Origin of the sequence: Vulcaniibacterium tengchongense (assembly GCF_003814555.1) — a bacterium.
Lineage (GTDB): Bacteria > Pseudomonadota > Gammaproteobacteria > Xanthomonadales > Xanthomonadaceae > Vulcaniibacterium > Vulcaniibacterium tengchongense.
Genome location: NZ_RKQN01000001.1, coordinates 1,140,517 through 1,160,303 on the forward strand (window position 1 = coordinate 1,140,517; position 19,787 = coordinate 1,160,303).

The following is a 19,787-nucleotide window of genomic DNA, read 5'->3' on the forward strand; positions in this document are numbered from 1 at the left end:
GCAACGGGCACCCCACTACGCATTAGCGCGCGCTAATCCCGGCCTGTCCGGGCGCATCGCGACGATGCGCGGTATGCCGCATCGTATCGCCGTCAACTCCGAGCTGCAGCCCGCCGACGGCGGCGCCCCAGAGTGGGTCGAGCTGATCCCGGCCGGTCCGATCATCGCCGGCCGCGATGGCCGGAGTTGGGTCTTTGAGGCCGGCGACGCCCAGGCGGTGATCGCGGCGTTCCGCTCACGCAGCGCCGATCTGCCGATCGACTGGGAACACGCCACCCAGCACCGCGCACCGAACGGGCTGCCGGCACCGGCGGCGGGGTGGATCACCGACCTGGACTTTCGTGGCGGCGCCTTGTGGGGACGCGTCAGCTGGACGCCCCGCGGACGCGACCAGGTCGCGAATCGCGAGTACCGCTACATCTCCCCCGTTTTCGACTACGTCCCCGACACCGGCCGGATCGTCCGGCTGGTGTCGGCCGGCCTAGCCAACCTAGCCAACTTGCATCTGCAAGCGCTCAACCAAGAGGACTCGACCATGAGCCGTTCCACCCTGTTGACCGCCGCCATCGTCGGCCTCGGTCTGACCGAGCAGGCCACCGACGACCAGGTGGCCACTGCAATCAACCAGCTCAAGCAGGACCGCGACGGCGCGCTGGAGCGCGCGACCAACGCCGAGAAGAAGCAGCCTTCACTCGATCGCTATGTGCCCCGCGCCGACTACGACGCCCTGGTGCAGCGCGCAACCAACGCCGAGAACGCGCTGAAGGCGCGCGACAAGGCCGAGCACGAGCGCGCTGTCGACGAAGCAATTACCGCCGCGCTGAAGGCCGGCAAGATCACGCCGGCAACCGAGTCGTACCACCGCGCTGCCTGCAGCGACACCGAGGGCCTGAAGCGCTTCAAGGAGTTCGTGGCCGCGGCGCCGTCGATCGGCGAGCCGTCGAACTTGGGCGAGCGCAAGCCGGAGGGCGCGGCCACGGCGCTCAACGCCGAGCAGAAAGAAGCCTGCCGGCTCCTGGGCATTTCCGAGGCCGAGTACCTCAAGGAGCTGCAGCGCGCCGCCTGACGCGGCGCTTGCCGGCATTCGCGCGCGCCGCGCCCCCCTGTTTCCGATTCCCCAGGAGTAATCCGATATGGCTCTCGTTACCTCCGCCCTGGTACAGGCGCTGTTCGTCGGCTTCCGCCGCGACTTCCAGACTGCGTTCGACCAGACCCCGACCGACTGGCAGAAGATCGCCACGGAGATCCCCAGCACGACGAAGAGCAACACCTACGGCTGGCTCGGCCAGTTCCCGCAGTTCCGCGAATGGATCGGCCCGCGCGTCCTCAAGGACATGGCCGCGCACGGCTACTCGATCGTCAACAAGGACTGGGAGTCCTCGGTCAGTGTCAAGCGCACCGACATCGAGGACGACAACGTCGGCATCTACTCGCCGCTGTTCGCGGAGATGGGCCGCGCGGCGAAGTCGCAGCCGGACGAGCTGGTGTTCCCGCTGCTCAAGGCCGGTTTCAGCACGCTGTGCTACGACGGCCAGCCGTTCTTCGATGACGAGCACCCGGTATATGCCAACGCCGATGGCACCGGCGCTGTCACGCTGGTGAAGAACCACGACGTGGACCTCGCCGCGCGGCCGACCAACCCGATCTGGTACCTGCTGGACACCAGCCGGGCGGTGAAGCCGATCATCTTCCAGAACCGCAAGTCGCCCGTGCTCACGTCGATGACCCGGCTGGACGACGAAGCCGTGTTCATGAACAACGAGTTCCGCTTTGGTGTCGACGCGCGCAATAACGTCGGTTTCGGATTCTGGCAACTCGCCTACGCCAGCAACCAGCCGCTAACCGCCGAGCACTACGCCGACGCCCGCGCCGCGATGCAGAGCTCCAAGGCCGACGGTGGTCGTCCGCTCAACATCAGGCCGAACCTGCTGCTCGTGCCTCCGGCGCTGGAAGCCGCTGGCCGCAAGCTGCTGGTGAAGGACGAGAACGGTGGCAACGAGTGGGCAAACAGCGCCGAGCTCGTGACCTCCAACTGGCTGGTGTAACGACTGAGTCGCGGCACGCACGACGGTGCGTGTGACTTGCCGGGGAGATTCCGCAAGGCCCCGGACTGCCACAGCAGACAGCCGCGCCGAACGCCCTGGCGCAGAAGGCCCTGTGGGGTAGCTAGGCGTGACAGCCGGAGAGACGGCACTCACCGCGACAGGGAGCCCCTCATGCCCTCGATCAAAATTCGCTCCACCCACGAGCCCTACCGCCGCTGCGGCGTCAGTCACAGCAGGGCGCCGGTGATCTATCCCGCAGACCGCTTCGATGCAAAGCAGCTGGAGATCCTCAAGGCCGATCCGTACCTGGTCGTCGAAGAGGTCGAGGACGAGACCGAGGCCGCGGCCGAACGCAAGGCCGCTGCGGAGCGCGAGACCGCTGCCAAGGCCGCCGCGGGCAAGAAGGCCCGATAACACCCCATGTACGTCACCCCCGCCCAACTCGCCGATGGCGCCGACGCGCTCAACGAGCTCGCCGAGCTATACCAGATCGATCCGCCTCTACTGGCGGCGACCATCGCTGCCGGCGACCGCAGCCGCTGGACGCCCGAGGAGATCGCCTCCGCCGATGCAGCGCTCGACAGCATCGTGCGCTTCACCCTGCAGGCGGGTGGGGAAATCGACGCGCGCTTGGCGCAGCGGGGCTACCCGTTACCACAGGACCCAGCGCAGTTCCCGGTCTTGGCCGTGTGGGGGCGCGCGATCGCGCGCTACCACCTGCATCGGCAGCGCGATCGCACAAATGAGGAGACAGGCCGCATCGAGCGCGACTACCGCGATGCGATCCGGGCGCTCGATGCCGTCGTGGCCGGCAAGCTCAGCCTGGGCGCCGGCGATCCTCTCGCGCCGACGCCGCCAAGCGATCCGGACGGCGGCGCCGTGCGCTTCAGCAGCCAGCCGCGCATCTTCTCGCGCGACAAGCTGGAGGGACTGTGAGCGTCGGGCCGTACCCCGTCAGCCTGGCGATCGAGCGCCTGAGCGCGCACGCGCCGCTGCTGAAGCTGGTGGGCGATGCGGCCGATCTTCAAGCCGCGTTTGATGCGACCCCGGTCCGCGCGCCCGCGGCCTATGTGCTGTGCGAGGAGCGCGGCGGCGCGATCAAGTACACCGGCCCGGTCACGATCCAGGACGTCGAAGTGGCGTTGCAACTCGTGCTGTTCGTCCGCAACGCCACCAAAGAACGAACCGGCGCCGGCGCGCGGCGCGCGATGGACGAAGTCATCGGGCAGTGCCGAGCCGCACTCCTCGGCTGGGCGCCGGGCGACAGCTACGACGCACTGAGCTTCTGGAGCGGCCGGGACGAACGCTACTCGGGGAGCTGGCTGGTTGCGCAGCAGGTCTATCGCGGCGGCTACCGCATCTCGCACCAGGTGACCCCATGAGCATCAAGCCCACCCCAACTCGTCACGGCGCCTGGCGCGTGATCGACGGCCAGCTGGTCGACGAGTCGCAGGCGCTCCAGACGACCATCGACGACCCCGCCCCCCCGTCCCAAGACAGAAGAGCCGCGACGGAGCCCAGCCTGGGCAACCAGGCTGGGCCGGCGGAATCCCCATCCCCGCGCCGCAAAGCGCGATTCAAGGCTGACTAAGGAGCACTCACATGGCCCAGCCCCAACTCGACTTCTTCAAGAAGCGCGGCGTCGCGGTCAAGCTCGAAACGACCGAAGGTACCGATGCTGGCCCGACCCCGGCGCTCAACGGCGTGCTGCTGCTCAACGGCAGCTCGGGCACCGAGTTCGACAAGATCGAGCGGCCGGTGGATCGACCGCACTTCACCGGCACGCCGTTCGTTGTAGGCAACAAGCGCGCCTTCATCGAGGGCGAGTTCGAGCTCTACCCGCCGCCGACGCCGGGTGCGGCGTCGACCAGCAGCGCAGATTGCGAGGTGCTGCTGCTACCGGCCGCCATGACGGCGGTGAAGGATGCGACGGCCAAGACCACGCGCTACAACCCGGTCAGCGCCGGTGTGCCGTCCGCGACGGCGTACTGGTGGCACTCCGGCACCCACAAGCGTGTAGTCGGCGCCCGCAACAACATCACAGGCCTGCAGCTCGCAATCGGCGACCGCTTCAAGGGCAACGTGCGCATCCAGGGCGCCTACACGGACGTGGCCGAGGAAGCGCTGCCGGCGATCGTTGTGCCTACCGCTGTGCCGACCGTCGCCCGGGCCGACAACACCGAGACCACTATCACGGTGCTGCCCGGCGGTACGCCGCTGGTGGTGTGGGCCAAGTCGCTGGGCGTCGACTTCGGCGCGCAGCTGGCAACGAAGGAGTACACCAGCCACAAGAGCAACGGCCTGACCGATCGCCAGCCGACCTGGACGCTACGCATCGCGCGGACCTCGCTAGCCGACTTCAACCCTTGGGCGCTGCGCGACGCCGGCACGCTGATCCAGGCCGCCCTGCGGCTGACCGAGGCGGACAACCGCTACAGCGAGCTCGGCATCCGCGGCCAAATTGACCAGATCGGCGAAGTCGAGATCGACGGCGACTACGGCTGGGAGCTCACCGGCCCGTGCATCGCCAGCGACGCCGGCGGCGACGAGTTCTATATCGAGTTCGGCGACACGACGCCTTGACGGTTCTCTCTCCGGTCGCCTTTCAGCCCCCGCCCTGCGGGGGCTTTTTCATTAGCGCGCGCTAATCCCCGGGCACACGCGCGCGCGGGCATCGTCAGGCGCACTGCGGTACCGCCGCGACACCCCTCAGGAGACACATATGGCCCGTATCAAGCTGCTTAAGACCCGCACTGTCGTGCGCCCGTGCGAACTGACGCAGTTCGACGAGGACGGCAAGGCGCATCAGTTCAAGGTTCGCATCCGGTTCGTCGTCATCTCGCGCGAGCAGTGGGAGGCGATGACCAACTCCGACGACGATCGGCTGCTCTACGACGTGGTGGTCGATCGCATCGAAGACGAGATCGAGGGCGACGACGGCAGCGTGCTCACGCCGGAAGACGCCAAAGCCGCCATCCGCGGCGATCTTTCGCTGACCGCCCAGGTCGTCGACCACTTCATGGAACTGAACTTCGGCGCCGCCGCAAAAAACGCGCGGAGGTCGCGCGCGCGCTGACCCGTGGGGGGTGTCCGCACGCTGCCGGCGATCCGAACGACGTGGATCGCGAGGATGCCGGCGGCGCTGCGGATTTTCTCCGTGGTGTTTCGCGCGACGCGACCGGCGGCGAGGCGGCTGACGAGGTCGAGATCGAGGTCCTGGAAGAGAACTGGGACGCCGTGCAGGTGTTCCTGCGCTGCTGCCAGCAATACGTCGGCACGCTCGCCGGCGTGCGTGCCTGCGGTTTCACGGCTCAGGAAGTCGAGGCCGGCTGCAGGTTGGCGGAGATCGCCGCCGAGCAACGGCCCGAAGTATCCCTGCAGGTAATGGAAATGGGTTTGGTCGCGGCGAAACAGATCAACAGTCGGACGGTTGAATGAGCGAGCAAGTCGTCACCCTGCGCTTCAATGCCGAGAACGGCAAGCTCGTGGCCGTCACGCGCGCCTCGCGCGCCGAGCTCGAAGGGCTGGGCAAGGCGGCGAACCAGGCGGGACAGCAGGCCGCCGCCGGCGCGCGCGGCGTCGACCAGGTCGGGCTGGCGGCCGAGCGTACGCAGCGGCGCGCGTCGGCGCTCAGCGGCACGCTCGGCGAGTTGAAGGGGCTGCTGGCGGGCTATGCCGGCCTCGCAGGCGTGCGCGAGCTCGGCCGCATGGCCGACACCTACACCGACATCGTCGGCAAGCTCGGGCAGGTCACACAGGGCGAGCGCGATCTGGCCACCGCAAAGGCGGCCACCTTCAGCATCGCGCAGCGCTACTACCAGGAGTTCGACGCGACCGTTTCGCTGTACAGCCGCGCTGCCCAGGCGCTGGCGCAGTACAACGTCGGCCAGGCCAAGGTCGCTGAGCTGACCAGGACGGTCAGCGCCGGCATGCTGGTCTCGCGCGCGTCGGCCGCCGAGGCAGCAAGCGCAGTGCTGCAGCTCAGCCAGGCGCTCGGCGCCGGTGCGCTGCGCGGCGAAGAGTTCAACGCGGTCAACGAGGCCGCGCCGCGGCTGATGCAGGCGCTGGCGGACTCGCTCGGCGTTCCCCGTGGCGCGCTCAAAGAACTGGCTGAGGAAGGCCAGCTCACCGTGGACGTACTGCTGGAGGCGTGGACCGGCGCCCAGGCGGAGCAGATCGCCGCTGAGGCCGAGAAGGTGCCCTTGACCATCTCGCGTGCGTGGCAGCAGGCGCGAAACGACATGATCAAGTTCGTCGGCGAGGCCGACCAGTCGACTGGCGCGTCCGGCGTGATCGCCCAGGCGATCGGTCTGGTCGGCCGCAACCTCGATCTGCTGGCCACGGCGGCGACCATTGCCGCGACCGCGTACGGCGGCAAGCTGCTGCAGGCGTTGGTGCGCAGCACGCAGGCATTCATCGCCAATGCTGCCGTTTCGCGGGCCAGCGCCGTCGGCCTGACGATGGTGGGCGGCGCCGCCACGCGGCTGACCGCGGCGCAGACCGCCGCGGCGGTGGCTTCGCGGGCCCTGGGCTCCGCCCTGGCCATCGTCCAGGCCAACCCGATCATGGTGGCGGTCACGGCGGTGGCGCTGCTCGCCGCCGGCATCTGGCGGGCGGCCGACGCCGCCGAGGCGGCCAAGCGCGAGGTGCGCGAGCTGCAGGAGCAATTCGTCGCCGCGCAGGACGCCTACAACGACTTCGCCAAGGCGCCGGAGCTGGCGCACATGAGCGGCCTCAAGGAGGCCGACGCGACGCTGCAGAAGCTGATCGAGTCCGCCGCCGAGGCCAAGCGCGAGCTCGACGATGCCACGGCCTCGTACATGCGCAACATGGCGCGTTTCGGCCAGGCGAGCCGCAGCGAGGTCGACGCAGCCGCGGCCGCCTACGGGCGCCTGTCGGGCCAGGTCCGCGCGCTCATGGAGAACCGCACCGATGCCGACGTGGCAGCCATGCAGGAGCTGCAGCGTCTGGCCGGCATTTCGCGGGCAAGCGACGAGGCGCGAGAGGCGCTCGCGCGACTCGCTATCCAGGTCCGCGACGGGAAGATAAGCAAAAAGGAGTTGACTGCGGAACTCGCTCGGCTGGCCGAGCAGGAGGGAAATGTCGCCCAAAAGGCGTACCTGATGGCGCACGGCTTTGATGGAGCTAAGCAGAAACTGGCCGATTTCAGCGCAGTCCTGAAGGGGCTCGACGGCGATCTCGATGCCGCGATCGTCAACCTGGTCCGCATGCAGCAGGGCCGCTACCAAGCCTGGCTAGTCGAGCAAGGTCAGAAGATCAATGCGGCCGGCGGCGTCGCGCTGATGGATCCGAAGGAGCGAGAGGCATTCAACCAGCGCGCCGAGGCGATGAAGCGTGTGATCGAGCAGACCGAAGCGCTGGAGAAGGCGCAACGGGCATCGAAGGCCACCCAGCGCACCGCAAGCCAGGAAGCGCGCCAGGCACTCCGCGAGGAAGCGAAGGATCAGCGCGACGCTGCCCGCGCCGCGCAGGAGTTGACCGAGGCTCGCGAACAGGCTCTGGACATGCTGACGGACTGGCGCGCCGAGCTGGCCGGTCCCGCGACGCAGGCGCTCCTGAAGTACCAGCGGATGGAGCGCCAGCTGGACATCGACGTGGCCGCAGGCGTGCTCACCTGGAAAGAATACGCCGAAGCAATGGACGCCGTAGCGCGGCTGCGGGCCAAGGACGAGGCGCTGATGAGCGACCAGGACAAGGCCGCGACGGCGCTGCAGGAAGCCCAGCAGGAGGCCGCCCAGGAATACCAGCGGACCTGGACGTATGCGATCGACTCCGTGTCGATGGCGTGGGGCGACTTGCTGACCGGAGGCATCAAGAGCTTCCGTGACTTCGGCAAGGAGCTGGTCAGCATCGGCCGGCGCTGGCTCGCGGACTTGATTGCGCTCTACACCCGCAACAACCTGGCCAGCGTGTTCAACCGCTGGGGCGGCCAGCTCAGCAGCGGCGGCTTCGGTTTGGCCGGCTCCACCGCCAGCGGCTTCAACCTGCAGGGCCTGTTCGGCGGCCGGGGCGGCAACGGGTTGCTGGGCTCGATCGGCGACTGGGTGGGCGGCGTGGTCGGCCGCATCGGCAACTGGGTCAACGGCCTGTTCGGTCGCTCGGTGGGCGGCGCCAGCGCCGGCTCGCTGATGGGCTTCGGCAACAACATGGGCAACTTCCTGGGGCTCTCGCGCATGCCGTGGCTGGGGGCGCTGGGCGGCGCACTGATGGGCATCGGCCGCGGCGGCGACATGGCCGGCCGGCTCGGCTCGGCGGCGGCCCACGGAGCCGCGGGATACGGTTTGGCGGGCATGGCGGGTGCGCTATCCGGCGGCGCGGGGCTCAGCGGCGCGCTGGGCGCGCTCGGCCCTGCGGGCTGGATCGGCCTGGCGGCGGTGGCAATCGACAAGATCGCCGGCGGCAAGCTGTTCGGGACGTCGTACAAGACTCAGAGCACGGCGCAGCAGGTCGACATCAGCCCCGGCGGCGCGGGCGGCTACGTCGAGGAGTATCAAACAAAGCAGCGCAGCTTCTTCCGCGGCCGCAAGTCGCGCACGGTACGCAGTGCGCTCGATACCGAGGCGCTGGCGGCGGTCAATGACCTGTTCGAAGCGATCACCGATTCCATCGCCGATGCGGCGAACGCCTTGGCCGTGGCTACGCCCGCGCTGATCGGCGGCAGCTTCCGCCGCGAGTTCGACAAGAGCGGGAACTTGAAGAAGGAGTTCGGCACGATTGCCGGCCGTGTGTACTACGAAGCCCAGGACGCGTTCGCCAAGCGCTTGCAGGCCGAGAATCTGCTCAACGTCGCCAAGCAGGTTGGCAGCGGAAGCGAGATCGAGCAACTGGCGAATCGCTACCGAGGCAGCGCCGACACGCTGTCCGACTTCGCGACGTTGATGCTCGCGATGCAGAGCGACGTGAAGAATGCGCAGGCGCTCTGGCCGCAGGGCGAAGGCGCCCTGACGCGCGCGGTCGGCTTGCTCGAAAGGCTGGCGAAAGGCGGCGAAACGTTGGCCGAGGCGTACCAGCGCGTCAACGAGAGTGCACGCGCCTACGGCGAACTGATCGCGGGCGTGGACGCGCAGCTGCGCACGGCCGGCCTCAACGATTGGCAGCGCGCCGCCCTGGACATTGAGACCGCCTACCGCGCCCAGGTGCGCCAGGCCAACGAGCTGGCCAAGGCGCTCGGACTGTCCGGCGCGCGCGCCGAGGACTTGGCAAAGATCGAGCAGCTGCGCGCCGTCAACATGGCAAGCCTGCAGCGCCAGATGGAGGCCCAACGGAACACGGTTCTGCAGGACCTTGAGCTCAGCGACTTGGCGCCAAGCACAGACGCGGAAAAGCTCAACACGGCCATGTCGCAGCTGCGCGCCGCGGCCAGCGCTGGCGATTTGGACCGTGCCCAGCAGTTGTCGCAGACCGCGCTGGGATACGGACGAAGCTTGTTCGCGAGCGGCCAGGATTATGACAGCTTGTACAACGAAGTCACCGGCCTGATTCGCGGAATGAACGCTCCGGGCACTGCGTCGGGCGACGACAGCATGGCTCGACTTGCGGAGAGCCTAAGCGGCTTGAAGGATCAGATCAGCAGTTCGCTCTTTGAAACCTTGACCCCAAGGCTGACGGAGCTAAATTCGAGCATCAATCAACAGCTCAACGGCGTGAACAGCCGCCTTGACCGCTTGATCGGAGAAACGCGCGGCGGCGTTGCGCAGCAGCGCAGCAGCAACATGCGCGATCGCGTGAGGTACCTGCTCCGATGAGCCGCATCCTGCTGATCGAAATCGGCGGTGCGGCCGCGCCGCTGCCTGCCGTGACGCCCGCGGCCGATGTGCCTGCCACCTGGGCGGCGGCGGTGTACACGCCGCCGCCGCTGCCGGCGCCGGCGAACTTCACGGCAGCGCCTATCACCGACGGGGTGGTCCTCACGTGGTCCGCGATTGCGGCGAACGCCGCGGCCTACGCCATCGAGCGGGCACCGGACAACGCTGGCCAGCCGGGCGCCTGGTCTGAGATCGCGCGCACGTCGGACCTGCGCTACAGCGCCTCGCTGGCCGGAGGGACCGTTTCCTGGTGGCGCGTTCGGGCGATCGTCTATGGCCGGCCCGCGAACTACACCGCACCGCTACAGGCCACGCCGAACTACAACAACAAGTTCTTCCAGCAGGAGTCGCAACCGGCCGCGACATACCCCGGCGATCAGTGGTACCAGCCGAGCACGCGCCTCACCCGGACTTGGAGCGGAAGCGCTTGGGTCATCACCGCAGACAACTCGCTGGAGCTGCAGCAGAGCTCAGTGCTGGTCAAGAACGGCGGATTTGACGCCGGGACAGAAGGTTGGATGCTGGGGGAGAGCTGGCACTACGAGGCATCGAGCAATGTCGCCTTCCTCGGAACTGCGGGCATCGTCAAAGCCCCGGCGGTACCTGGCAGCGAGACCTTCTCGGACTACTTTGCTGTTGCCCCAAACGATCTGATCGTGGCCGAGTGCATGGCGCGAAATCTGTGGGGGGGCGCGAATGGTTCGCTATGGCTGATGCTTTGGTGGTACGACGTCACCGGCGCGATGATCGGTGACACCGTCGGGATGGAGTACGGCGCCGGGCAGGCGGTGGGTGGCAGCGGCTGGCGAAAGCTCGTCCAGGCAGCGCGCGCTCCCCTTAACGCCGCTAAGGCGCGGATCGGCGTGCGTGTGGGCGGACACACCGCTGGGTACTGGTGTGTCGATCAGTTCCGCGCGGTTCGCCAAGAGAACCCATTCGGGGTCTCCGGCAACCTGCTACCAAATGCAAACTGCGGTGGGATCAACGGCGCTTTGCATCCTTGGGCGATGGCGTGGAATCCGGGAGGGGCAAACGCCTCCCTGACGAACAAGCGCATGGGAATCCACGGTGGCCCATACTGGACCCTCGATGGCGCAGTAGGTCAGCTATCGGTGCGTGAGGCCGGAACCGGGACAGGCACTCCGGGCGTGGTGGACTTCTTCAACCACGAGTACATACCCGTGACCCCGGGCGCGCGCTACGAGTTCCACTGCAAGATGGCGCAACACCGATGCGCGGTGCAGGTGTTGGTGGTCTGGTACGACGCGAACAAGACCCCAGTCGCCGAGTCCGGAACTCCCTACATCGGGCCAAACAACAAAGGGGGAAAGGGCGAGGACGACTATCCATTGTACGGGAGCTTTGCGGTTGCCCCAGCAAACGCTCGATACGCCCGCCTCGCATTTCGAAAAACTGTCACGCAGCACGGATCGGACAGTTACTTCTGGGTCATCAAACCGTACTTCGGCGTAGCAACGGCAACGCAGATTGATTTCACGCCGTGGTCAACTTCCGCGACCTACACCGCCGATGAGATCGGCTCAGGCGTCGAGTTCGGCGTGGTCAGCCAATCCGACCTGTGGGATGCGGGTAGCGCCCGTCGAATTGGTCTCCGGATTCCGGGCTCGAACCACCGCCTTGGCGATCAGCGCAACCTAATGGCCTCGCTCACTTCGGCGTATGGCTCAGTGCGCAACACCACTGCGCTGAGCGCCACCAGCGCTGGCGCCGTGCACGTCAACGCCTTCACGAAGCGATTCGGCGCCTTCAGCGTGGCTTACAACGCCGTGTCCAACGCGGTTACCGGACTCACGCCATCGATCCGTTATGTCATCTACTGCTTCGACCCCGACTACACCGGCGGCACGAAGCAATGGTTCGCCGGACCGAACCCCGACATAGTGATGCAGCAAGGCGACGGCGTGGTCATCGCCGGCGAGGTCACGATCCCGACAAGCGGCACCGGCACTGGCGGTGGCGGCTCTGGCGGCGGCAACGACTGGTGTGTCGACGCCGACATGGTGCTGCCGGACGGCCGCCGCGCCGGCGACATCGTGCCCGGCGAAGCGATCGCGTGCTGGAACGAGGACGCCGTGCAGCCTGGTATCGTCCACCTGCTCGTCGAGAGCAACACGCTGATGGCTGACCAGCCGTGTCTGCGCCTGGCCACCGCCAGCGGTGCCGCGGTCGTCGCCAGCACCAGCACGCCGATGACGTTGCGCGACGGACGCACGATCCCGCTGCCGGACATGCTGGGCGAGGACGCCTTGGTGCGGCACGCCGACGGCACGCTGGCGTGGGAGCCCGTTACGGCCCTGGTCGACGCCGGTCCGCGCACCGTCGCGAAGCTCCGGGTCCATCAGCGCTGCTACTTCGCGGGCGAGACAACCAGCGCGACCGTTGCAACCCACAACCCGACATACAAGCCATAGGAGTCTCGGATGTACATCCTTTCGATCCTTCTGGTCGCCGTCGTCGGTGCCTTCCTCATGCGCTTGCAGCGCCGCGTGAAGGCGCTTGAAGCCGGCAGCGCCGGCAGCCAACCGGCCAACTTGGCCAGCCGTGTCGACGAGCTCGAGCGCGCCGAGCGGCGCCGTCAACAAGCAGAAGTCCTCAACCGACGTTAGGAAACCACCGCAGATGCTGACCTACGAGCAATTCCTCACCACCCCGGCAGACGACATTCGCCAGCTCAACCTGTTGGCGATGGGGCAAAAGATCGAGTTCAACAACGCCGACGAGGCGGCTGCCATGCTCGCTCAGTGCGAGCGGCTGCGCACTGCGGGTTTGATCGTGCGCCTCAAGCATGCCAAGGAAGCCCGCGAGGGAGTCGAGTGGCAATCGTTCGAGGCGATCGTCGACCCGGTCGCAGCCGTTTATTTGGCGCGCTGCGCGGCCGAACGTGTCCTGCACAGCACCGACCTTCTTCCCACGGCTTGACATCACACCATGACCCCGACCACTCTCCCGAATCAGCCACCGCTCGCCGGCGATTTCGACTTGGGCGACGGCCAGTACTGCCGCGTCACGATTACAAGGGCGGGCGGCGCAAATGGCCATGTGACCTATCACGCGCAGGCGTGGCAGATCGACGCGACGGGAACGTTCGTGCTCGACGTGAGCGGCTTTCCCATCCGCACGCCGGGCACCGACCACAGCGTCAACTTGTCCGGACTCGCAACGCGTACGCGATGCCGTGATCCAGGCTGGATCAAGCACGTGCAGCAGCCCGGCGTCGTGCTCGACCCGCAGGACCCACCCGACGGCTGGGCTACCGGACACGGTGCGCCGACAGGCGCCGGCAGCGTCGGCGACCGGTACCTCGATCTCGACACGGGGCAGGGGTGGGAGTGGTCCGAGGGCGAGCTCGCGCGCATCCGCAAGGGCAAGGCGGAGGAGCTGGCGCAGATTCTGGCCGAGCGTGCTCTCGAAGCGCAGTTGGCGGGTCTTTGATCGATGCCTAAGGTCTACGCCCGCTTCGCCCCTGTGCCGATAGGCGCTGGCGCCGTCGCGCAGAACGGCGGCCTGGTCGTCGCTGGGACCTCGATCGGCGCTTGGGCGACCGCGCGCTCCGACATTGCGCACAGCGGAGGCGTGCGCGGTGCTGAGTTCACTGTCTGGTTCGAGGGCGATTCCTGGCATGCATTCATAGGCGTGCTGCAGCCGTCCGCTCGACTCGACAACTACATTGGCGCCGATGCCGCGGGCGTTGGCTGGTACCTTGGCCAAGGCACGATCTATGTGGGCGGTGCCGTCGTGGCAAGCGGGTTGCCGCTGGTCGCCCCGGGTGACGTCGCTGGCGTGCTAGTGCGTCTCGACGGCGGTGCTCCGGCCATCGAGTTCTACAAAGGCAGCACCCTGGTCCACTCGCGCCCTCTGCCGGCCGGAGGTCCTTGGCACTTCGGTGCATCGCTGCAGGCCGCCGCTGGCGGTGTTGTGCATTGCGCGGTCAATGCGGGGCAATGGCAGGGGATCAGCCCGGCTGTTCGACAGGGCGGCTGGCCCGCCCCAGCCGCTGCACCGCTGACGCTTCGTCTTTCCGATGTGGACTATCTCTCCGCGCCGTCGGATACGCCGCCTCATGCGCGATACGAGGGCGTGGTGGACGCGGCGTCGCTCGTAACTCTGGCCGAGATCGGCTTTTGGCCTTGGGGCGACGAGTTGCCTACGCAGAGCTCCGTCGCGCAGTTGCAGGTAATCGACGCAGGTGGCGTGATCGATCCGTTGCTGCAACAGGACCTCACCGGGTGGCCTGTCGCCATCTCGCTCGGAGACACCGAGGGTACGCGTGCCGGAGCATCGGATGTGGCGAGGTTCGCGCTCGACTACATCGAAGTGCAGGATGACGGTGCGAAGCTACTCCACCTCCGGGACGCACACGACGACTTGGACGAAGATCTGACGCGAGGGGTGTTCCTGCCGAGCGTGCCTTCGCTGTCGTGGCGCGTGCAGCCAGTCGTGGTCGGCGCTGTTGCCAGCGTACCCGCGCTCCCCGCGAACAGCGACGGTTCCGTCGCGTTCCTGGCGGATGCGCCGCTGGCTGAGGTGTCCGTTGTCCTCGATCGCGGCGACGTAATGGAGCCTGGGACTTGGTCGCTAACCCCGGACCGGCAACAACTGCTTTTGACGCAGGCGCCGGTTGGGCCGATCGTCGTGGACGCGAGCAGTATCGGCACGGGCATGCAACCGGCCACACTGGAGCAGGCCCTGCGCGAGATCTTCCGCCGCATCGGCAAGACCGCGTGGTCGTCTTCGGACGCGGCCGCAATCGACGCAGCGACCGGTTATGCCGGCATCGGCTACTACGCCGGTGATCCGATCAGCGTACGCCAGGCGCTCGCGGCAATCCTGCCCTCGTATGGTGCCTGGTACTGGCAGGATGCGGCCGGTGTCCTTCGTTTCACTCGTGTGGTCGATCCATCGGCCGTTCCCGATGCGCAGCTCGCGTTCGACCTGGCGACTGCAGACTTCGGCGACGCGCTGCAGGCATACCCGGACGAAGCACCGCACCTTTCCCGGCGCATGGCGTATCAGCTCAATGCCAGACCGCTCGCTGCATCCGAGTTGGTCAGCGATCTGGTGGACGTCCCCGCCTGGCGCCGTGAAGAGTTGATGGGGCACTGGCGCGGGCTCGCCTATTCGGCCCAGCCTCTGGCGCCGCGCTACGCGCACGCGGATCGCACCGACCCGCTGGTCTCGTGCTTCTGGCGTCAACAGGATGCCCAGGCTGAGATCGATCGTGTCTGCGCGATGTATGCCGTCGCGCGGCAGCGCTTCGTGGTGACCGTGCTCGATTGGGCGGGGCCGCTACCGCAGCCGGGCCAGGTCGGCCGCATTACGTACGATCGTTACGGTCTCGCCGGCGGAAAGAAGGTGTTGGTGCGTCGCGTGGAGTCAAATCCGGCGATCGGTGCGGTCGAGTTGACGGTTTGGGGGTGACAGGATGCTGATCGCATTTTCGATGCCGGCAATGGCGGTCGCTGCGTCCGGCGCAAGCTGGCTGACGGCAGACGACGGCGCCGCGTGTGTCGATGGAAAGCCGGGTCGCCGGGCGCGACTCAACGCACCAAGCACCTTCAGTTTGACCTTGGCGGCCGATGACGCTTTCGTGCCGCGCGTCCTAGCGGTGCTGGGCATCAAGGGCGTTTCGGAGGGGACAGCCGTGGTAGCGACCACGGGCTCTGGCGATGCACTCGGCGGCAATACCGATGCTGGGGTTGTTTTCCGCTTCGCGGACGGCACGCTTGGGGCCTGGATGGTCACCGCAGGGATGGTCAGCACCACTGATGTGATGTTCACCATCAGCGGTGGCGGAGTGATCGATATCGGTGAGCTGGTGGCGATGCCTGCGGTGGAGATCGACATCGAACCCAATTGGGTGGTGGACGATATCGATCCAACCGAAAGCAGGCGAACACTGGCTTCGCAGGTGTCTAGCGTCCGGCGGCAAGCCTATCGTCGTTTTGAGGCGGCACTTTCGGCTGACGCGGTAGCAAAGGTGCGGGCGGGAGGCCTGGCCAACGGTGCGGACTGGGGCATCGTTCGCGCGGCGCTGCTTGGCGACCGGCGCGGCGCTGTTATCCCCCGCTGGAAGCATCCCGACGGTGGGATCGACGCGGCAGAGCTGAATCGCACTGCGATTTACGGTATCGGCCGGTTGGCCAAGGTCCGCCACCTTGGTGGCGATCAGTACGGCTCGGACATCGCCTTCGAGGAGGTGCCCGCGATTCCTTGAGTAACAGGGCGACGAGCCGGTGCGGCAACACCGGCTCGTCGCCTCCACCCACGCGATCAGCCGCGTGCTTTCGGCCAAGGCCCTGCATCCTCCGCGGAGGAGCAGAGATTCTGGCCAGCACACATCGCACAGACTGAGACCGTGCCCAAGACCGACACTCTGTTTCCTTGGCCGGGCGGGAAAACCCGGCTCCTGCAGCACTTGCTGCCCCTGCTCTCTGACAACTCGCATACGACATACGTCGAGGCCTTCGCCGGCGGCGCGGCGCTTCTGTTCGCCCGTGAGCCAGCCAAGGTCGAGATCCTCAACGACACGCACGGCGAGTTGGTCCGGTTGTACCGCGTGGTCGCCAACCACCTCGACGAGTTCGTGCGCCAATTTCGCTGGGCACTGACTAGCCGCGAGATGTTCCGTTGGGCGAAGCTCCAGGATCCAGATACGCTCACGGATATCCAGCGCGCAGCCCGGTTCTTCTACCTTCAACGGCTTGCCTGGGGTGGCAAAGTCGCCGGTCAGAACTTTGGCGCCAGCCGCGATCGGCCGGCGCGGATCAATCTGCTCCGGCTAGAAGAGGAGCTGAGCAATGCCCATCTGCGGCTTCACCGTGTCGTCGTTGAGAACTTGTCCTGGCAACAGTGCCTGGCCAAGTACGACGGGCCGAAGACCCTCTTCTTCCTCGATCCGCCTTACTGGCAAACGGAGGGCTACGGCGGCGACTTCGGCATCGAGGAGTACCAGCAGCTCGCCGAGGCCGTCGCCAAGCTGAAGGGTCAAGCCATCCTGACCATAAACGATCACCCCGACATGCGGCGGCTGTTCGACCGGTTTCCTGGGCAGACCGTGCCGATCCGCTACACGATCGGCGGCGGAGGCGGCGCTCAGCGGCGCGAGCGGATCTATACCCGCCTGCGAACCTGACCGACCACGTTGACTGGCGCCAATTGCTGGCCCACCCTCCGGCCATCTTCACGATGGTCGGAGGGGTATGAAGAGGGTCGCGAGTTCAACTTGGCTCAGTCCTGAAGGTCCCTGGTACTTCAGTGCCTGTGCCTGGTCGGAGGGAGGCGGCTGGCAGCCCGAACACTGGTGGCGGTATGCGCACGGATTCAAGGCGGCTGGAGATCGCATCGTGGCGTCCGTGCTTGATGGGCGCCGCGGCGAGCTGGACCTTCTGTTGATGCCGACCTTGTACCTGTACCGGCACTACATCGAACTGGCCTGCAAGGCGGCGATTCGGGACATGTACACGCTTCGGGGCAAGCGGCCTCAGGTGAAGGCGAAGCACAGCTTGGAAGGCAGGTGGAAGCTGGCCTTTCAGTTGGTAGAGGAGTTGACGTGGGAAGTACCGGCATTTCCTGAGGCCGACCGCTTCGTTCATGAGTTGCAGCGCCACGATCCCGTATCGGAGGCTTTCCGCTACCCAGAGACGAAACATGGGGCCCGCACCGCGCCTGAACTTCGGTGGGTCAACTTCCGGCGGCTGGCGGATGGGATCGAGCACGTCCACGAGGCGGTGACGTATCTTGAAGGCTCGATCGACTACCTCAAGGCGCACGGAGTCGAGGGTGCTGGACCGTAGGGAAAGTCTTACGACGCGGTGCGGTCATCGCCGACTGTTTCAACCCGGCCGGCAGGTCACGATGACCATGCCCCGGATGCCAGGCCGCGGACGGGCTGCCAGGATGGTGGCTGCAACGTCAGTAGGGAGGCTGCGCCGGCACCGGGGCGCCTTTTCGCGGCAGGCCTTCGAGGGGCGGCTCGGGTCCGGTTACAGAGGCTTCAACGCGCCTTTACAATCCGGCCTGACGCTTGCGCAAGCCAGCTGTCGCCGATGCGCAAACCAGCTGTCGCCTTACACCCGCCTCGGCCAGCGCCGCGCGCATCGTCTCGCCCGAGAACTGCGGATGGCGGCGCGAGCCGGCGAAGCGGCGCACGTCGGCCAGGGTGCGGATCCCGGCTTCGGCGAGCATGCCGAGAAAAGCCTGCCAGTCGCGGGTGGAGTGGCCGATGGTCCAGAGCGTGGGCATGCCCGCAGGATAGTGCGTCGCCGTCGCGGCAAATGAGAACGGCTCTCGATTGCCGCCGATTCGCTACAATATCGATGGTTTCCGACTCTCCCCTCCCCCGCATGTCCTCCGCGTTTGGCACCGAGACGGTGCTGGATGTCCGTCACTGGACGGACGACTACTTCAGCTTCACCACCACCCGCGACGACGGCTTCCGCTTCGACAACGGCCAGTTCGTGATGATCGGCCTGGAGGTGGACGGCAGGCCGCTGCTGCGCGCGTATTCGATCGCCAGCGCGAACTGGGAGGAACAGCTGGAGTTCTTCAGCATCAAGGTGCCCAACGGGCCGCTGACCTCGCGGCTGAAGTCGATCCGGCCGGGCGACACCGTGCTGATCGGGCGCAAGCCGACCGGCACCCTGCTGATCCACGACCTGCATCCGGGCCGCAACCTGTACCTGCTCGGCACCGGCACCGGCCTGGCGCCGTGGCTGGCGATCGTCAAGGATCCGGAGACCTACGAACGCTTCGAGCGCGTGATCCTCTGCCACGGCGTGCGCAACGCCAAGGACCTCGCCTACCGCGACTACTTCGTCAACGAGCTGCCGCGGCACGAGTTCCTCGGCGAGCAGATCGCGGCCAAGCTGCGCTATTACCCGGCGGTGACGCGCGAGCCGTTCGAGTTCCAGGGCCGCGACCACCGCGGCCGCCTGACCGAGCTGATGGAGAGCGGGCGGATGATGGAGCAGCTCGGCCTGGAGCCGCTGGACCCGGCGCACGACCGAGCGATGATCTGCGGCAGCCCGCAGATGCTGGCCGACTTCCGTGCCCTGCTCGACGCCCGCGGCTTCGCCGCCGCGCCGCGCATCGGCGTGCCGGGGCACTACGTGTTCGAGCGCGCGTTCGTCGAGAAGTGAACCGCGTCGCCGGCGGCGCCCGCCGCCGGCACCCGCGAGGGCACCGGGCCCTCGATCGGCAGGAGCCGGAGGGCGTGCCAGCGCCGCCCCCGACGAGGCCGCGGATGCGCTCAGCCCAGCGCCGCCTCGATGTCGCGGGCGAGCGATTCGGGCTTGTCGGTGGGCGCGTAGCGCTTGAGTGGGCGGCCGTCGCGGCCGACCAGGAACTTGGTGAAGTTCCATTTGATCGCGTCGATGCCGAGCAGCCCGCCCTTCTCCTGCTTCAGCCATTTCCACAGCGGATGCGCGCCGTCGCCGTTGACCTCGACCTTGGCGAACATCGGGAAGGTCACGTCGTAGCGGAGCGAGCAGAAGTTCTTGATCTCGGCCTCGTCGCCCGGTTCCTGGTGGCCGAACTGGTCGCAGGGAAAGCCGAGCACGGCGAAGCCGCGGTCGCGGTAGTCGCGCCAGAGCTTTTCCAGACCCGCGTACTGCGGGGTGAAGCCGCACTGCGAGGCGACGTTGACGATCAGCAGCGCCTGGCCGCGGAACTCGTCCAGCGAGCGCGGGCGGCCGTCGATGTCGGTGGCGGCGAAGTCGTAGGCGGTGCGCATGGCCGGCCTTCCGTGCAGGGCGATGGCGCGAGCATAGCGCAGCGGCGCGTGGCCGGCGGCAAGGAGGCGAAAGACGAGGAACGCGGAACGGGTACCGTCGCCGCCCCGCGTCCGCCGCACGAAGCAACGGCGGCCCGCGGGCCGCCGTTCGACGCGTCCGCCACC

At 67.2% G+C, this 19,787-nt stretch carries 21 protein-coding genes; 19 read left to right on the forward strand and 2 right to left on the reverse strand.

The window, feature by feature from the left end:
- Positions 1-73 precede the first annotated feature (73 nt).
- From EDC50_RS05170 to EDC50_RS05250, 18 genes are all read left to right on the forward strand, one after another.
- Positions 74-1,066: a phage protease gene (locus EDC50_RS05170; protein ID WP_123769359.1), complete on the forward strand. Its 993-nt coding sequence runs from the start codon at positions 74-76 to the stop codon at positions 1,064-1,066.
- A gap of 67 nt (positions 1,067-1,133) precedes the next feature.
- Positions 1,134-2,045, forward strand: a complete 912-nt coding sequence (locus EDC50_RS05175; protein WP_123769360.1) for a Mu-like prophage major head subunit gpT family protein — start codon at positions 1,134-1,136, stop codon at positions 2,043-2,045.
- A 171-nt stretch (positions 2,046-2,216) separates the two neighbouring features.
- Positions 2,217-2,459, forward strand: coding sequence for an HI1506-related protein (locus tag EDC50_RS05180; protein ID WP_123769361.1), 243 nt, complete (start codon positions 2,217-2,219; stop codon positions 2,457-2,459).
- Between the two features lie 6 nt (positions 2,460-2,465).
- Positions 2,466-2,981: a phage protein Gp36 family protein gene (locus tag EDC50_RS05185; protein ID WP_123769362.1), complete on the forward strand. Its 516-nt coding sequence runs from the start codon at positions 2,466-2,468 to the stop codon at positions 2,979-2,981.
- Positions 2,978-3,427, forward strand: coding sequence for a phage tail terminator protein (locus EDC50_RS05190; protein WP_123769363.1), 450 nt, complete (start codon positions 2,978-2,980; stop codon positions 3,425-3,427). The genes EDC50_RS05185 and EDC50_RS05190 overlap by 4 nt, the downstream gene beginning before the upstream one ends.
- Positions 3,424-3,636, forward strand: coding sequence for a hypothetical protein (locus EDC50_RS05195; protein WP_123769364.1), 213 nt, complete (start codon positions 3,424-3,426; stop codon positions 3,634-3,636). The genes EDC50_RS05190 and EDC50_RS05195 overlap by 4 nt, the downstream gene beginning before the upstream one ends.
- An 11-nt stretch (positions 3,637-3,647) precedes the next feature.
- On the forward strand, positions 3,648-4,628 hold the full coding sequence (locus EDC50_RS05200; protein WP_123769365.1) for a phage tail tube protein: 981 nt from the start codon (positions 3,648-3,650) through the stop codon (positions 4,626-4,628).
- Positions 4,629-4,767: 139 nt separating this feature from the next.
- Positions 4,768-5,121: a hypothetical protein gene (locus EDC50_RS16320; protein WP_158635695.1), complete on the forward strand. Its 354-nt coding sequence runs from the start codon at positions 4,768-4,770 to the stop codon at positions 5,119-5,121.
- A gap of 41 nt (positions 5,122-5,162) precedes the next feature.
- A complete protein-coding gene (locus EDC50_RS16325; RefSeq protein ID WP_158635696.1) occupies positions 5,163-5,483 on the forward strand; it encodes a DUF1799 domain-containing protein in 321 nt (106 codons plus the stop codon).
- Positions 5,480-9,811, forward strand: coding sequence for a tape measure protein (locus tag EDC50_RS05210; protein ID WP_123769367.1), 4,332 nt, complete (start codon positions 5,480-5,482; stop codon positions 9,809-9,811). Before EDC50_RS16325 ends, EDC50_RS05210 begins: the two co-directional genes overlap by 4 nt.
- A complete protein-coding gene (locus EDC50_RS05215) occupies positions 9,808-12,303 on the forward strand; it encodes a hypothetical protein (RefSeq protein WP_123769368.1) in 2,496 nt (831 codons plus the stop codon). Before EDC50_RS05210 ends, EDC50_RS05215 begins: the two co-directional genes overlap by 4 nt.
- A 9-nt stretch (positions 12,304-12,312) precedes the next feature.
- The gene (locus tag EDC50_RS05220; protein WP_123769369.1) at positions 12,313-12,498 is read left to right on the forward strand and encodes a hypothetical protein; all 186 of its coding nucleotides are present in this window, start codon (positions 12,313-12,315) and stop codon (positions 12,496-12,498) included.
- A gap of 13 nt (positions 12,499-12,511) precedes the next feature.
- Positions 12,512-12,811, forward strand: coding sequence for a hypothetical protein (locus tag EDC50_RS05225; RefSeq protein WP_123769370.1), 300 nt, complete (start codon positions 12,512-12,514; stop codon positions 12,809-12,811).
- A 9-nt stretch (positions 12,812-12,820) separates the two neighbouring features.
- Complete coding sequence (locus EDC50_RS05230) at positions 12,821-13,324, forward strand: hypothetical protein (RefSeq protein WP_123769371.1); 504 nt, start codon at positions 12,821-12,823, stop codon at positions 13,322-13,324.
- 3 nt (positions 13,325-13,327) lie between these two features.
- Positions 13,328-15,310, forward strand: coding sequence for an SPRY domain-containing protein (locus tag EDC50_RS05235; protein WP_123769372.1), 1,983 nt, complete (start codon positions 13,328-13,330; stop codon positions 15,308-15,310).
- A gap of 4 nt (positions 15,311-15,314) precedes the next feature.
- Entirely contained in the window at positions 15,315-16,106 is a 792-nt protein-coding gene (locus EDC50_RS05240) for a hypothetical protein (RefSeq protein WP_123769373.1), read from the forward strand.
- Between the two features lie 141 nt (positions 16,107-16,247).
- Entirely contained in the window at positions 16,248-17,024 is a 777-nt protein-coding gene (locus tag EDC50_RS05245; RefSeq protein WP_123769374.1) for a DNA adenine methylase, read from the forward strand.
- A gap of 211 nt (positions 17,025-17,235) precedes the next feature.
- Positions 17,236-17,685: a hypothetical protein gene (locus EDC50_RS05250; RefSeq protein WP_123769375.1), complete on the forward strand. Its 450-nt coding sequence runs from the start codon at positions 17,236-17,238 to the stop codon at positions 17,683-17,685.
- Between the two features lie 211 nt (positions 17,686-17,896).
- Here EDC50_RS05250 and EDC50_RS05255 read toward each other — a convergent pair whose 3' ends face one another.
- Complete coding sequence (locus EDC50_RS05255; RefSeq protein WP_123769376.1) at positions 17,897-18,133, reverse strand: DUF488 family protein; 237 nt, start codon at positions 18,131-18,133, stop codon at positions 17,897-17,899.
- A gap of 101 nt (positions 18,134-18,234) precedes the next feature.
- Between EDC50_RS05255 and EDC50_RS05260 the strand changes: the two genes are divergently transcribed.
- Positions 18,235-19,029 carry a ferredoxin--NADP reductase gene (locus tag EDC50_RS05260; protein WP_123769377.1) on the forward strand — a complete coding sequence of 265 codons (795 nt, stop codon included), beginning with the start codon at positions 18,235-18,237 and terminating at the stop codon, positions 19,027-19,029.
- A gap of 110 nt (positions 19,030-19,139) precedes the next feature.
- Here the strand turns inward: EDC50_RS05260 and EDC50_RS05265 are convergent, their stop codons facing one another.
- A complete protein-coding gene (locus EDC50_RS05265; RefSeq protein WP_123769378.1) occupies positions 19,140-19,622 on the reverse strand; it encodes a glutathione peroxidase in 483 nt (160 codons plus the stop codon).
- Between the last annotated feature and the right edge of the window lie 165 nt (positions 19,623-19,787).